Annotated in this window: 14 protein-coding genes; 4 read left to right on the top strand and 10 right to left on the bottom strand. The window is 60.2% G+C overall.

Annotated features, from left to right (window positions below; genetic code table 11):
- Nucleotides 1-9: 9 nt before the first annotated feature.
- The 8 genes from MOD31_RS06465 to MOD31_RS06500 form a co-directional block, all read right to left on the bottom strand.
- Nucleotides 10-957 (bottom strand): type II secretion system F family protein, encoded by a 948-nt coding sequence (locus MOD31_RS06465; RefSeq protein WP_142938385.1) that lies wholly within the window; start codon nt 955-957, stop codon nt 10-12.
- Nucleotides 954-2,396, bottom strand: a complete 1,443-nt coding sequence (locus MOD31_RS06470) for a CpaF family protein (RefSeq protein ID WP_166839939.1) — start codon at nt 2,394-2,396, stop codon at nt 954-956. The genes MOD31_RS06465 and MOD31_RS06470 overlap by 4 nt, the downstream gene beginning before the upstream one ends.
- Nucleotides 2,393-3,589, bottom strand: a complete 1,197-nt coding sequence (locus MOD31_RS06475) for an AAA family ATPase (protein ID WP_142938387.1) — start codon at nt 3,587-3,589, stop codon at nt 2,393-2,395. Before MOD31_RS06475 ends, MOD31_RS06470 begins: the two co-directional genes overlap by 4 nt.
- Entirely contained in the window at nt 3,586-4,332 is a 747-nt protein-coding gene (gene cpaB / locus MOD31_RS06480; RefSeq protein WP_250820132.1) for a Flp pilus assembly protein CpaB, read from the bottom strand. Before cpaB ends, MOD31_RS06475 begins: the two co-directional genes overlap by 4 nt.
- Before the next feature lie 44 nt (nt 4,333-4,376).
- Nucleotides 4,377-5,441, bottom strand: coding sequence for a TadE/TadG family type IV pilus assembly protein (locus MOD31_RS06485; protein WP_250820133.1), 1,065 nt, complete (start codon nt 5,439-5,441; stop codon nt 4,377-4,379).
- Entirely contained in the window at nt 5,429-5,878 is a 450-nt protein-coding gene (locus MOD31_RS06490; RefSeq protein WP_250820134.1) for a TadE/TadG family type IV pilus assembly protein, read from the bottom strand. Before MOD31_RS06490 ends, MOD31_RS06485 begins: the two co-directional genes overlap by 13 nt.
- A gap of 96 nt (nt 5,879-5,974) precedes the next feature.
- A complete protein-coding gene (locus tag MOD31_RS06495) occupies nt 5,975-6,172 on the bottom strand; it encodes a Flp family type IVb pilin (RefSeq protein WP_250820135.1) in 198 nt (65 codons plus the stop codon).
- Between the two features lie 324 nt (nt 6,173-6,496).
- Nucleotides 6,497-7,141, bottom strand: a complete 645-nt coding sequence (locus MOD31_RS06500; protein ID WP_250820136.1) for a prepilin peptidase — start codon at nt 7,139-7,141, stop codon at nt 6,497-6,499.
- A 289-nt stretch (nt 7,142-7,430) separates the two neighbouring features.
- Between MOD31_RS06500 and rplM the strand changes: the two genes are divergently transcribed.
- The 3 genes from rplM (at nt 7,431) to glmM (ending at nt 9,941) form a co-directional block, all read left to right on the top strand.
- Complete coding sequence (rplM, locus tag MOD31_RS06505; protein WP_024817563.1) at nt 7,431-7,874, top strand: 50S ribosomal protein L13; 444 nt, start codon at nt 7,431-7,433, stop codon at nt 7,872-7,874.
- A gap of 39 nt (nt 7,875-7,913) precedes the next feature.
- Complete coding sequence (gene rpsI, locus MOD31_RS06510; protein ID WP_250820137.1) at nt 7,914-8,423, top strand: 30S ribosomal protein S9; 510 nt, start codon at nt 7,914-7,916, stop codon at nt 8,421-8,423.
- A gap of 153 nt (nt 8,424-8,576) precedes the next feature.
- Entirely contained in the window at nt 8,577-9,941 is a 1,365-nt protein-coding gene (gene glmM / locus MOD31_RS06515) for a phosphoglucosamine mutase (RefSeq protein ID WP_250820138.1), read from the top strand.
- A 113-nt stretch (nt 9,942-10,054) separates the two neighbouring features.
- On the opposite strand, the gene MOD31_RS06520 is transcribed toward glmM, so the two are convergent.
- Together MOD31_RS06520 and coaA are read right to left on the bottom strand one after the other, a co-directional pair.
- Entirely contained in the window at nt 10,055-10,924 is an 870-nt protein-coding gene (locus MOD31_RS06520; RefSeq protein WP_250820139.1) for a D-alanyl-D-alanine carboxypeptidase family protein, read from the bottom strand.
- Nucleotide 10,925: 1 nt separating this feature from the next.
- The gene (coaA, locus tag MOD31_RS06525) at nt 10,926-11,897 is read right to left on the bottom strand and encodes a type I pantothenate kinase (RefSeq protein ID WP_142938394.1); all 972 of its coding nucleotides are present in this window, start codon (nt 11,895-11,897) and stop codon (nt 10,926-10,928) included.
- Between the two features lie 139 nt (nt 11,898-12,036).
- Between coaA and glmS the strand changes: the two genes are divergently transcribed.
- On the top strand, nt 12,037-13,920 hold the full coding sequence (gene glmS, locus MOD31_RS06530; protein ID WP_142938395.1) for a glutamine--fructose-6-phosphate transaminase (isomerizing): 1,884 nt from the start codon (nt 12,037-12,039) through the stop codon (nt 13,918-13,920).
- Nucleotide 13,921: the final 1 nt, after the last annotated feature.

Raw genomic sequence — 13,921 nt, forward strand, 5'->3', positions numbered from 1 at the left:
GATCACTCCCTAAAACTTGATCTTGACCACGCGGCTGAGCCAGAAGGTGCCCAACCCCAAAAGGACTATTGCGGCCACCAGCATGATCCAACCCAGGGGATGGGTGAACAACGGCTGGATGTACGTCCCGTTCGCAAGGCTGAGGTACAGGAACATGCCAGTCGGCAGCGCTATGAGCACATAGGCGGACATACGACCTTCAGCGCTGAGTGCCCTGACTTGCCCCTTGATTTGGGACCGTTCACGGATCGTCTCGGCCACATGGTCCAGGACTTCAGCCAAGTCGCCGCCCACTTCGCGATGAATTTCGATGGCCTGCGTCGCCCAGAGGAAGTCCTCGCTATGGAGACGCGATGCCGCGTCCAAGAGGGCGTCACGCAAGTCGCGACCCAGGCGAACTTCTCCCACGATCCTGGCAAATTCTTCCTTGGTAGGTGACTGGGCCTCTTGGGCAACAGCATCCACCGCCCGGAGCAAGCTGTGGCCGGCCCGCATGCTGCCGGACAGCATTTGCAACGTGTCACCCAGTTGAGCCTCGAACTGGGCCCTGCGTCGGGAGGTCATAATGCTCAGAACCATGCGTGCGCCGATGGGCACGATGATTCCGAAGAGAATCGCCACCAAGACGCCGCCAAGGATGAAGCCTAGAACGGCGCCAGTGAACGTGGCGCAGATGACCAAAAGAACGTAGTCCGCTGGTCTCATCCGCGAGCCGGCCTGTTCAAGCAAAATCCTGGTTCCTGAAGCCCGGCTTGCAGAAACCGAACCATCCACCATGGCCACAGCGGAATTCGTCACTCGGGTCAGGACGGATTCCTGTGGGCCCGAGTCCGGACGGCGCCGGGACAACGCAATCGTTGAGTTCCTCGACCTGGGGATGAGGAACAGCCCGATCGCCAGAGCGGAGAATCCGAGAAGCACGCCGGCTATGAGCAGGAGCGGGTTGGTGGCGGTCATCGCTGACCACCGCCAGTGTGCACGCTGCCAAAGACCGCCGGCGACAAGTAGATTCCAAGGTCCGCGAAGTGGTCCACGAACCGTGGCCGCACCCCTGTAGGAACGGGCTTCCCAAGGAACCTCCCGTTGGCGTCCATGCCTGCCGAGTAGTCGAACGTGAAAGCATCCTGCAAGGTAACAACGTCACCTTCCATGCCCTGGACTTCTGTCACGTGGGTGATTCGGCGGGTTCCATCGCGCAGCCGAGAGATCTGAACCACCAGGTTCACGGCGGACGAGATCTGCTCGCGGATTGCCCTGAGGGGCAAATCCATTCCAGCCATAAGCACCAACGTCTCGAGGCGTGCAATGGCGTCCCGTGGCGAATTCGCGTGAACAGTGGAGATGGATCCATCATGGCCGGTGTTCATTGCCTGAAGCATGTCCAAGGCTTCGCCGCCACGAACCTCGCCCACCACGATCCTGTCCGGGCGCATGCGCAGCGAATTGCGAACCAGGTCCCGGATGGCGATTTCGCCCTTGCCTTCGATGTTGCTGGGGCGGCTTTCCAAACGAACCACATGTGATTGCTGGAGTTGCAACTCCACTGCGTCTTCGATGGTGACGATGCGCTCATCGGAGGGCAGGAAGGACGAAAGGACATTAAGGAGAGTTGTCTTTCCCGTTCCAGTACCGCCGGAGACGATGATGTTCAGCCGGGCCTGTACGCATGCATGAAGGAGTTCCGTGATCTCGGGGCTCGTAGTTCCCAACTGGATGAGATTCTGGGCCGTTAGAGGGACGCGCCCAAACTTACGGATAGTGAGCGACGATCCATTGACGGCCAGCGGCGGAATAATCGCGTTGACACGGGACCCATCCGAAAGCCGCGCGTCCACAAGAGGTGAGGACTCGTCGATGCGGCGGCCAACCTTTGAGACGATCCGCTCAATGATTCTGCGCAGGTGCTCTTCGGACGAGAAATGAACGTTGGTCAAATGGAGTTTTCCTGCAATTTCCACGTAGACCTTATCTGCGCCGTTCACCATGATTTCCGTGACGTCCTTGTCGTCAAGGAAACGCTGTAGTGGCCCCAGGCCAAGCACGTCGTCAGCGATTTCCTGAACCAGCCGTTGCCTTTCCGAGGACGTCAGGGGGATATCGTCATCGTCGATGACGGCGCGGAGTTCCTCCTTGACATAGCGGTGCAGCTCGGCTTCATCGAGTGTGGTATCCGAGATCCGGGAGCCCATGCGGTCAAACAAGGCGCTGCTGGTACGTTCCTTGACCGCAGACAAGGCCTGGCTGGAGTCCTCGGTGGCTCCTCCGGACCCCGGCGAATCGGCGAGATAATCCGGGGCTTGCGTTGCCGGTCCGGCCCACGGATCTCCCGGCGTTGATGTTCCAGGTGTCTCAACTTCAAGTCCACGGACCGTTTGAAGGCGTTTTGCGAGGTTCACTTGACTACCGCCCTTCGATGCAACTGCTTGTGTGGCCGTTCTTCCCATCCGGGCTTGAACCGCTCCACAAGCTGGCGGAGGCCCCGAAGGGTGACATCCTTCGCTCCATCTTGGAGTACGGGGATGCCTCTGTTGGTTGAGTAGGGGAGTGAGCGGGACCGGGGCAACGTGACATCCACCGGGCAACCGATGGTGGCTTCCACATCCACCAAGGTGAGCCCGCTCCGCTTGTCCGCGAAGTTCAGGACAACATGGCGCTGTTCCGGGACCAACCCAATCTCGTCCAAAATCTCCAAGCCGTTCCGGAGCCCCCTGATGCTGGGGATGTCCATTCCGCATACCCAGACGACGTCGGAGGCACGTTCCAGAGTGGCCAGGACATGTTCACCGAGACCGGGGGCCGTATCCACAATCACGTAATCGAATTCCTTGGCCAACTGTTCAAGGAGATGCCCCACTTGTTCTGCGGAGATCTGTTCGATTTGAGATGGGTTGCGCGGCGCGCAGAGTGCGTAGATGCCAGCGGGATGGGCTGAAAGGTATGACTTCAGCACCATGCTGTCTTGGACTGCCGCGCCAGTGACGGCATCCGCGATGGTCCGTTCAGGGTCTATGAGCAGACCGGATGCGACGTCGCCGAATTGGAGGTCCAGGTCGGCTATGACTACCTTCATGGGCGCGGTACGCCCCAAGCCAATGGCCAGGTTGGTTGAGATAGTTGTTTTGCCCACGCCACCCTTGGGAGACATAACGGCGATGATCCGGCCTCCCTGTGGACCTGCGTCCACTTGGGCACCCAAGCCCCTGCGTCGCCCGGCGGCTGCAAGGCTGGCACGCTCCAACAGTGCTCGAATGGCCACTGCATCTGCAGATGGCTCCAACAAGTCACGGATTCCTGCACGCATGGCTGGCAGCGCGATCTCGGCCGCATCCGTCGACGCGAGTACGACGCTGATCTCGGGATACTGGAGGTCGAACAGGCTTGCCAAACGGATGGCGTCGTCTGCTTGCAGTCCGGGGCCCAGCACCAGGACTTCCAGAAGTTGTCCGGACAACACGCGTAGGACGTCGTCCGGGCCCTGTGGCAAGTAGTCGGCAATGATGGACTGCACGTCGCCGTGCAGACCGGACGCAGCGTGCCGGACGCGCTTTTCAAACTCAACGTCAGCTGTGATGACTAGGAAGCGGCTCATTGGAGTACCTCTGCCTTCTTGATGGTGACGCGTGCGCTTTCCTGTGCTTCTGCGGGTTCTTTGGTCAGCCAGATGTCCCCGTACTTGGCGCCATAAACAATCTTGGTAGCGTCTACATCGCTACGGGCCAGGGTCACTATGAAGGAACCTTCCGGCAGCTGGGTATTGGCCTGCTCGGAGCTTGCCTGCGCCGTGTTGGTATTTCTCGAGGTGGCCCGCTGAACGCTGGTCACAAGAACCTTGTGGAAGACGAGCTGCGCTGATGCCTCAGATTCGGCCTGCCCGGGTTGGCCAAGCAGTACCATGACGCCGACGGTGTCGCCGGCAGTCAATCGCCCGCCAACCACACGCTGGGCGTCCAATTGAACTGAAACTTCTTGAAGTCCGTCTGGAACGGGGACTGATCCCGGAGCCGCCAGGCTGTTGGGGTCCACCAGACGGTTTCCCAGCAGCGCTTCACCCGGCATGAGTTCTGCCCCGGCGACTTTGCCTTCCATGCCGGAGAGGCTCTTGAGGGCGCCATTGGGCACCGAAGCCGCAGGTAGCGAAGCCAGTTTTACAGCAGACCTGATCTGCTGAAGATCGGCTCCCTCTGGAACCTGACTTTGAATAACGAGAACATCGACGGGCTGGAGGTCCTTTTGAGCCCGCGCGTCTGCTGCTTGAACGTATGTGACCAGTAACAGCGTGCCGACTATTGCCAGCACTACTGCGACTATGCCTCCCAGTAGGCGAGTTTTCACTTTGATTCTCCTTAATGCAATGGAGTTTTCTCCCAGATTGGTTACTACTCGGTGAGTTGGACGCCCAAGGCGCCGTACGTGGTGGGGCCGCCCAGAGTTGCGGCTTCCGTCAGACTTACTTTCTTGATGAAGGTGCCGAACAGGCCGGTATCGCTGTTCTTGAGGCCCAGGGACTTCTGGAGCGCCGAGGCATCGGAAGTCATGTAGGTCGGTCCGCCGCCTGTCAGATGCCATCCTCGGAGTGAGATCTGGGCAAAGGCCTCGATCTTGAAGGATTTCTTATACGGAGAAGAAGCGCAGGGGTTGGTTCCCGTACCCTTCTTCACCGGGCAGGCAGTTTCAAAAATGGGAATCAGGAGTTCCACAGGCTTGCCGGCTTTGAGCTTGGCCTCCCAGGATGCGAAGGCCGAGCTGCATGTGGAATCGAAGTCGTTGCCCTCGTTGGCCTCCACCCACGGATCATCAATGTCCACATGTACGGTGCACGTAGCACCGGGATGTTTGAGCCAACCGAAACCGCCGGGAAGCTCGAAGCCGGACGAAGACTGATGCTTACACGCGTAATCCGGGTCATCGGACAACTTGGTCCCGTGGACCGGGAAGAACTGAAGGCCTTTAGTGAAACCCGGGTCCGCTTCACATTGCGAGAAAGTCAGCGGTATTGCATCCGTTGCGGAAAAGCCACCGAATTTGGCTTGGGCGGTGGCCTTGATATCCGCCGTCTGGACACCCAGTGCCCGAGCGAACACCAAGCTGAAGTGATTGTCACCGGAGGCGTTGCGGGATTGGGTAGTGACATCAACGGTTCCGGTGGCCAGATTCACCGTTGCCACCGGCACATTGCTGACACCGTCCAGGGCATTCAGTCCTGCCAAGGTGGTAGCTGTGGATGCGGGCGAGACGCAGTCGGCAGAGCCTGCACTCTTGGCGCAAGCCTGGGCGATGCCTATTGCCGACGAGTCGGCGCCATTCTGCAGTTGAGCATGCTCGGAGTACATCATTGCCACGTCCACGGCGAAGGCGGTCATTCCCAGCAGCGCCACCATCAGCATGGCCGTCATGGGAGCAACAGCACCGCGTTCGGCATCACCGTGTTTCAGCCGCCGCATCGCATGACCCCTTTCCCTGAGATGTTCAGTTCAGCCGGCATTCCAGGCACGAGGCCCGGGAACCCGGTCATCCAGGGCGTGCTGTAGGAGATGGTGACTTCCACGTTGCAAGGGTTGGTTCCGGTTGACGTAATGGCAATGTCACCAGGATCCAGATCCACCGAAGGTGCCGCAGCCACACCGGCAGCCTGTGCATCGCCCACGGTGTAGGTGGAGTCCGACTGGTGAATGGCTGCATATCGGGCGGCTTCCCGGGCGGCTTCAGACAAGGAAATCTGGATGTTGAATGCGCGGCCGAACTCAAAAATTCCCAGTACCAGCACGAGGAATATGGGCAACACCAATGCAAATTCAACCGCAACGGCACCGGACTGGTTCTTGGATGTGGAGGGCTTCCCTGTGCGGAGCTTTTTCCTCTTCTTATCGTTGGATCTCATAGCTACTCCCAGATAAAACGAATCCGGGCCGGCTGCAGCCGATGAATGCATCGGGGCAGCCGGCCCGGGATCGGTAGCGAAGCCGGCCGGTAGGGTTTACTTCAACGCCTTTTCGACGGTATCGAAGCCTTTGAGAACGTCTTGGCCCAAAATAACCACAGTGCCAACGATGACTGCGGCGATGAGGGCCACCAGCAGACCGTATTCAACAGCCGTCGCACCCTTCTCCTCGGAGGTGAAGCGATCCTTGACGCCGGCGATGAACGAGATAACGGAAACCATAAGAGATGACATTGGAATATCCTTCCCAGAATTAATGTGGCAGTAAATCATGAATGGCAGGGCGGCAAATTATCTAAATTTACCCGAATATCGAACTGCGTCTGTGGAGCCTTTAGCTGTTCGTAATTCGATGAGATAAGAATTCACCCTGGGCCGCTGAAGTCACAATGCGTAGCCGTACTCGATTTATCCGGGCGCCTATTACTTGCCGGATGTGCCAACGGGCAGAAAGTACTCAGTTTCGGTGCCTGGGCGGGTGGAAACTACTTGCTTTACAAAGGAGCCTTATGTATTACGGGCGGGCTGAAGCCTGGGTAAGGACGTACTAACCACGGGCTAGTTCATGAACAGAACTACGCCAACCGCAGCAATGAGCATTGCGGGTCCATGGGCTGTTTCTGCGGGCTTTTCGGCGGATCGCAGGCGTAACATCAGCACCGCCAGCACCCCGCCCACCACGAATCCCAGTAGCCCGCCAATGAGTACTTGCTGCCAACCCAAGTAGCCCAAGTACAAACCCAGGGGCGCTGCGAGCTTCACATCGCCCATTCCGAGGCTTCTTGGCGAAATAAGTTTGAGAATGACGTAGCCGGCGAACATCATCGCCCCGCCGGCGAGGGCGCGGAAGAGGTCCGGCCAGCCCGGCGCGAGAGCTGCGGATGTGGAAAAAAGTACTAAACCCCCACCGAGCAACAGCAATACAAGGCGGTTGGGCAGCAAATGGAGAGTGAAATCGATCCGTGAAAGTTGCACTCCGAGTAATGCCAATAAAAGGAATGCCGGCAACTCCGGAGAGAAACCGAGCCGCCACGCAAGCAAGCAAAACAGCAGCGCGGTGACGGCCGCCGTCGTGATCCGGACCTTAGCTACAGGGAGGCCGCCGAGTCGCGGCAGCGCGCGGGCAATCAGAAGCTCGGCAACAGGGCTCAGCAGCAAACCAAGGAGCGCAAGAAGGAGTGCGAAGCCGGGTCCGTTGGGCATCTGTTCTCCCTCAATCAGCGCATGGCCCCCAAGGGCGGTTACCCCATTTTGACCCGGACGCCCTCATGACGGTATTGTTTAGAGTCGTTGTGCGTGTCCTATCTCGATGACACATGCCTTGCGGGGGATCCAGTTGCAGGATCGCTAACTCCCTAGGCATTTTCGAGATCTTGGGATAACTGGTACATAGAGCCCTCACCTCTGCTCCGGTAGCGCATACATAGATAGGTACACGCCTTATTGCGTGTCGCCTAAAACATGAACGCCAGAACAAGAACGAGGCAAAACCGTGCGTACGTACACCCCGAAGCCCGGCGATATCAACCGCCAGTGGCACGTCATTGACGCCACCGACGTTGTCCTTGGTCGTCTTGCCAGCCAGACCGCAACACTGCTGCGCGGAAAGCACAAGCCGACCTTTGCGTCCCACATGGACATGGGCGACTTCGTCATCATCATCAACGCTGAAAAGGTAGCCCTCACCGGCGCCAAGCTGGAGCAGAAGCGCGCATACCGCCACTCCGGTTACCCGGGCGGCCTGACCTCCGTCAACTACGCCGAGCTGTTGGAATCCAACCCGGTTCGCGCTGTTGAGAAGGCCATCAAGGGCATGCTCCCCAAGAACTCCCTCGCTGCACAGCAGTTGGGCAAGCTCAAGGTCTACCGTGGCGCTGAGCACCCCCACGCTGCACAGCAGCCGAAGACTTTCGAAATCACCCAGGTCGCCCAGTAGTCCTGGCCACCAACTAAACTTTTTATTACAAGGAGAACCGTGGCTCAGAACGAAGAACTGACCGCCGAAGCCGTCGAGGCCGAGGAAACCCCCACCAGCTACACCTCTGAAAGCAGCAACGCTGCCGAAGATGCTCCCAAGAAGGAGCGCCCGGCACTGACCGTTGCCGGCGCAGCTGTTGGCCGCCGCAAGGAAGCCGTTGCACGCGTTCGCGTTGTGCCTGGCTCCGGCAAGTGGACCATCAACGGCCGCACGCTGGACAACTACTTCCCGAACAAACTGCACCAGCAGGATGTCAACGAGCCCTTCAAGATCCTTGATCTCGAAGGCGCCTACGACGTCATCGCCCGTATCCACGGTGGTGGCATCTCCGGCCAGGCCGGCGCACTGCGCCTTGGCGTTGCTCGCTCGCTGAACGAGATCGACGTCGACAACAACCGCGCCACCCTCAAGAAGGCCGGTTACTTGAGCCGTGACGCACGCGTCATCGAGCGCAAGAAGGCTGGTCTCAAGAAGGCCCGCAAGGCTCAGCAGTACTCCAAGCGTTAATCTACGCTTACTCGAAAGCCCGTTCCGCCGTTTCGGCGGGGCGGGCTTTCGCCGTTTCAGATACCAGGCAGCGGAGTCAAGGAAGGCGCCGCACATGACCTTCTGGTGGCCGCTTGAACCAGTGCTGTCCTGTCGTCGTCTAAACTTGACCCGATGTCTAGATTATTTGGAACAGATGGCGTCCGCGGTCTCGCGAACGGATTGCTCACCGCCGAACTGGCTATGCAGCTCGCGCAAGCAGCCGCCGTCGTACTCGGCCATGAACGCTCTACCGATGGCAAGCGGCCGCGCGCCGTCGTCGCAAGGGATCCCAGAGCCAGCGGCGAGTTCCTCGCCGCTGCCGTCGAAGCCGGGCTGTCCAGTTCCGGCATCGACGTCTACGACGCCGGCGTGCTCCCCACCCCTGCCGCGGCTTACCTCGTGGCGGATCTCGACGCCGACTTTGGAGTCATGCTCTCGGCGTCCCATAACCCTGCGCCGGACAACGGTATTAAGTTCTTCGCCCGCGGTGGCCAGAAGCTTCCGGACGATGTTGAGGACGCCATCGAGGCTCAGCTGGGCAAAGAGCCGCAGCGCCCGGTGGGAGCCGACGTCGGACGCATCCAGAGGTTCTCAGACGCCGAGGACCGGTACATTGTGCACCTGCTTGGCACGCTTCCCAAGCGCTTGGAAGGCTTGAAGGTAGTTCTGGACTGCGCCCATGGTGCAGCTAGTGGCTGTTCGCCCCAGGTCTTCAAGGATGCTGGCGCCGACGTGGTGGTCATCGGCGCAGAGCCGGACGGCTTGAACATTAATGACGGCGTTGGATCCACGCACCTGGGCCCGCTCAAGGAGGCCGTGGTCAAACATGGCGCGGACCTTGGCGTAGCCCATGACGGTGACGCTGACCGCTGCCTGGCCGTTGACCATGAAGGCAACGAAGTGGACGGCGACCAGATCATGGCGATTCTGGCACTGGCGCTCAAGGACGCAGGAAAGCTCAAGGACAACATCCTCGTGGCCACAGTCATGAGTAACCTCGGCCTGAAGATTGCCCTCCGCGATGCGGGTATCGCCATCCGCGAGACTGGTGTTGGTGACCGTTATGTGTTGGAGGCAATGCGAGACGGCGGATACAACCTTGGTGGTGAACAGTCCGGCCATGTGATCTTCTCCGACTTCGCCACCACAGGTGACGGCGTCCTGACCGGTCTGCAGCTTGCAGCCCAGGTTGCCCTGACCGGACGCAGCCTCAAGGACCTCTCCAGCGCCATGACCAAGCTGCCGCAGCTCATGATCAACGTCAAGGGCGTTGATAAAGCCCGGGCTGCCACTGACGAGGGCGTTGCCGAGGCTGTTGCCGCGGCGGAGCTTGAACTGGGTGAGACCGGCCGTGTGCTCCTCAGGCCCTCAGGGACCGAGGCGTTGGTGCGTGTGATGGTGGAAGCCGCTGACATGGAAACGGCCGAGCGTGTCTGCAAGGGGCTCGCCGCCGTCGTCAAGGAACGTTTGGGCGCTCCCAGCGAAATGGCAGTCTAGGAGACCACATTTTGAGGCCCGTACCCCAGCTTGAGTCGGAGCAGGGGTGTGGGCCTCGGTGTTTAAGGATGAGAGCCTCAGTTACTAAGGATTAGAGCCTCAGTTATTACGGATTAGAAGTAGTCCGGAGCTGCTTCAAGCCCGAAATACTCTTCCAGGGTTGCGATGCCGCGGGCGGTCATGTCCGTAGCTGCCTCCACCCCGATGTACCGCAGATGCCAGGACTCGTAAAAGTACCCTGTGGTGTCGTGGAACATCCACGGATAGCGGACCACGAATCCAAACTTGTGGGCGTTGGCTTTGGCCCAGATGGCAGCGGGTTGCTCGGCGAAGCATGGTTGGAAGCTGCAGGCTCCCGCACCGTCGCCGATGTCAAAGGACCAGCCCGTTTGATGCTCGGAGTGCCCCGGGCGGGCGGAAGCGCGGTCGGCGGCGGCCTGGCCGGTGCTGGCGACGTAGCCGTTGTAGGTAGCAACCTGGGTGGAATACGAACGGTATCCGGAGGCCAGCGTCATGTTGACGCCCTCCGTGGCTGCGGCCCCGAACATCTTTTCAGCGGCAGTCGCCGTCGTGCTGTTAAGCAGGGCCGCTTCGCCGCTGACGGCGAGCCTAACGCCTGGCTGAACCAAGTCTGCCGGAACGAAGTCCTGGGGAACCAAGGGCCGGTGCTTGTTCACCACTACCCAGGGACTCGTTGGATCCGTGAGGGAGTGCTGCGGGGCAACGGCGTGCGAGGGGGCTGTATTGGAGGGAGTCGCGCTGGGGGCTGATTCAACGGGTGCAGGCTCGCTTGCTGCGGCGCTGGGGGTGCCCACGGAGGACGGTGTGGGTAACGAAGGGGCCTCGCTGGCGGCGTTGGCCGCGACGGGGGATGGGGCGGCGTCCTCAGGCGTGCAGGCCGCCAATGCTGCCATTCCCGCGCCGGCGGTCAGGAGGCTGGCGAAGATCCGCCGGCTAGGCAGCGGTTGGGAATTGTTGGGCACCCTAGACCTTTCTCAGCAGCATGCGGCGGATCGAGTGGTCTGCGTCCTTGGTGAGTACCAATTGTGCACGTCCGCGGGTGGGCAGCACATTTTCCTCGAGGTTCGGCTCGTTGATGCGTTTCCATATGCCCCGTGCCGTTGACTCGGCGTCCTCGTCCGACAGTGTGGCGTAGCGGTGAAAGTAGGACTCGGGCTGGGCGAATGCCGTGGTCCGCAATTTCCGGAAGCGGTCCACGTACCACTCTTCAATGTAGGAGGTCTTGGCATCCACATAGATGGAGAAGTCGAAGAAGTCGCTGACGGCCAGTCCCTGCTTGCCGTCCATCCGAGGGCGGGCCGGGGCCAGGACGTTCAGTCCCTCGACAATCAGGACGTCGGGGCGCCGCACTACGACTTCCTTTCCCGGCACGATGTCATAGGTGACGTGGGAGTACCAAGGCGCGCGGACTTCCTCGGCGCCGCCTTTGACTTCAGAAACGAAACGAAGAAGTCCACGGCGGTCGTAGGACTCCGGGAAACCTTTCCGCTCCAGCAGGTGCCGGCGCTTCAGCTCAGCCAAAGGATAAAGGAAGCCATCTGTGGTGATGAGTTCCACGTTGGGCGTTCCGGGCCAGCGCCGGAGCATTTCCCGGAGCACACGGGCAATGGTGGACTTGCCAACGGCAACGGACCCGGCCACCCCGATCACGAACGGCGTGCGTTGGGTTTGCTCACCCAGGAACGTCGTGGTGGCTGCGTGGAGTTGGTGTGAGGCCTCCACGTACAGGTGAAGGAGGCGGGAGAGAGGGAGGTAAACCTCCCTGACTTCTTTCATGTCCAGGGGGTCGCCGAGGCCGCGGAGACGGAAGACGTCCTCTTCGTTGAGGGGCTGCTCCATCTGCGCTGCAAGCCTGGACCACGTTTGACGGTCCAGCTCTACAAAGGGGGAAGCGCCGTCGCCATTAGCTTCGGTGCGTTGCAAAGTCACGCTCATGATTCTGCCCTCCGCGGAGCGGATCAGGAAATGCACGACGAAGGGCAGGTGAATTGTGAGGGCTGGAACCCCGTCAATGAACAGAAGGAGGGAGGATGTCCCACATCAGTTGTTTGCACTAGCCGCTAGGCTTGTACCCATGTGTGGAATCGTAGGCTATGTTGGCAATTCGTCTCGCAAGGCAGCTGGATACAGCGCTCTTGACGTTGTGGTGGAAGGGCTGCGCCGTCTGGAATACCGCGGCTATGACTCCGCAGGCGTCGCAGTAGTGGCTGACGGGAGCATCTCTTCCCGTAAGAAGTCCGGCAAGCTGAGCAACTTGATCGCAGAACTGGAAGCAAGCCCGGTTCCTGAGTCCCTGACCGGCATCGGCCATACCCGTTGGGCAACGCACGGCGGACCCACGGACCGTAACGCGCACCCGCACCTCTCCGACGGTGGCAAGCTGGCGGTCATTCACAACGGGATCATTGAGAACTTCGCCGAGCTCAAGCAGGAACTGCTGGGCAAGGGCGTCACCTTCGAGTCGGAAACGGACACCGAAGTTGCTGCCGCACTTATCGGCGACATTTTCCGCACCCAGCTCAACGGCGACGGCGGCAACCTCACCGAGGCAATGCGCCTGGCCTGCCAGCGACTCGAGGGCGCTTTCACTCTTCTCGCCGTCCACGCTGACCAGCCCGACGTCGTCGTGGCCGCCCGCCGTAACTCCCCGCTTGTAGTGGGCCTGGGCGACGGCGAGAACTTCCTCGGCTCCGACGTCTCCGGCTTCATCGACTACACCCGCCGTGCCGTCGAACTGGGTCAGGACCAGATCGTCACCATCACCGCGGACTCCGTGGAGATCACCGACTTCTTCGGCGCTCCTGCCGAGGGCAAGGAATACCACGTTGACTGGGACCCGGCTTCCGCCGAAAAGGGTGGTTTCAGCTCCTTCATGGAGAAGGAAATCAACGACCAGCCGGACGCCGTAGCGCAGACCCTCCTGGGCCGCTCGGACCTCAACGGCAAGCTCACCCTGGACGAAGTCCGCATCGACCCTGAGCTCCTCAAGCAGGTGGACAAGATCATCGTTTTGGCCTGCGGTACCGCGGCCTACGCTGGTCTGGTAGCCAAGTACGCCATTGAAAACTGGTGCCGCATTCCCACCGAGGTGGAGCTCGCGCATGAGTTCCGCTACCGCGATCCCATTGTTGACTCCAACACCCTGGTGGTTTCCATCAGCCAGTCGGGCGAAACCATGGACACGCTGATGGCTGTCCGTTACGCCCGCGAACAGGGTGCCAAGACGATCTCCATCTGCAACACCAACGGTTCCACCATCCCGCGTGAATCCGATGCTGTGCTTTACACGCACGCAGGCCCCGAAATCGCTGTTGCTTCCACCAAGGCGTTCCTGGCGCAGATCACTGCTGCCTACCTGCTTGGCCTGTACCTGGCCCAGTTGCGGGGCAACATCTTCTCCGGCCAGATCAAGGATGTCCTGGCGGACCTGAACAAGATCCCCGCCAAGATCCAGAAAATCCTGGACAACGCAGGGCCGCTGCGTGAGCTTGCCCGCAGCATGAAGGACGAGAAATCCGTCTTGTTCCTGGGCCGCCACGTTGGCTATCCGGTAGCCCTTGAAGGCGCGCTGAAGCTCAAGGAAATCGCCTATATCCACGCTGAAGGCTTCGCCGCCGGCGAGTTGAAGCACGGTCCGATCGCGTTGATCGACGACGGCCAGCCTGTCTTCGTAGTAGTGCCGTCGCCGCGCGGGCGCGATTCCCTTCACTCCAAGGTTGTCAGCAACATCCAGGAAGTCCGTGCCCGTGGTGCCCGTACCCTGGTCATCGCTGAAGAGGGCGACGAATCGGTCAAGGACTACGCTGAGCACGTCTTCTACGTACCGGAAACCCCCACTTTGCTGATGCCGCTGCTCACCACCGTTCCGCTGCAGATCTTTGCTGCAGAACTGGCCGGTGCCAAGGGTTACGACGTCGATCAGCCGCGTAACCTCGCCAAGAGCGTGACCGTAGAATAAC

This window comes from Paenarthrobacter sp. TYUT067, from assembly GCF_023656375.1.
Classification (GTDB): Bacteria; Actinomycetota; Actinomycetes; order Actinomycetales; family Micrococcaceae; genus Arthrobacter.

Excerpts from the sequence above, each read along its gene's own strand:
- MOD31_RS06490 (WP_250820134.1), bottom strand. The coding sequence starts at position 5,878 with ATGAGATCCAACGATAAGAAGAGGAAAAAGCTCCGCACAGGGAAGCCC.
- glmS (WP_142938395.1), top strand. The coding sequence starts at position 12,037 with ATGTGTGGAATCGTAGGCTATGTTGGCAATTCGTCTCGCAAGGCAGCT.
- glmM (WP_250820138.1), top strand. The coding sequence starts at position 8,577 with ATGTCTAGATTATTTGGAACAGATGGCGTCCGCGGTCTCGCGAACGGA.
- MOD31_RS06500 (WP_250820136.1), bottom strand. The coding sequence starts at position 7,141 with ATGCCCAACGGACCCGGCTTCGCACTCCTTCTTGCGCTCCTTGGTTTG.
- MOD31_RS06475 (WP_142938387.1), bottom strand. The coding sequence starts at position 3,589 with ATGAGCCGCTTCCTAGTCATCACAGCTGACGTTGAGTTTGAAAAGCGC.
- MOD31_RS06465 (WP_142938385.1), bottom strand. The coding sequence starts at position 957 with ATGACCGCCACCAACCCGCTCCTGCTCATAGCCGGCGTGCTTCTCGGA.
- MOD31_RS06495 (WP_250820135.1), bottom strand. The coding sequence starts at position 6,172 with ATGTCATCTCTTATGGTTTCCGTTATCTCGTTCATCGCCGGCGTCAAG.
- coaA (WP_142938394.1), bottom strand. The coding sequence starts at position 11,897 with ATGAGCGTGACTTTGCAACGCACCGAAGCTAATGGCGACGGCGCTTCC.
- MOD31_RS06485 (WP_250820133.1), bottom strand. The coding sequence starts at position 5,441 with ATGCGGCGGCTGAAACACGGTGATGCCGAACGCGGTGCTGTTGCTCCC.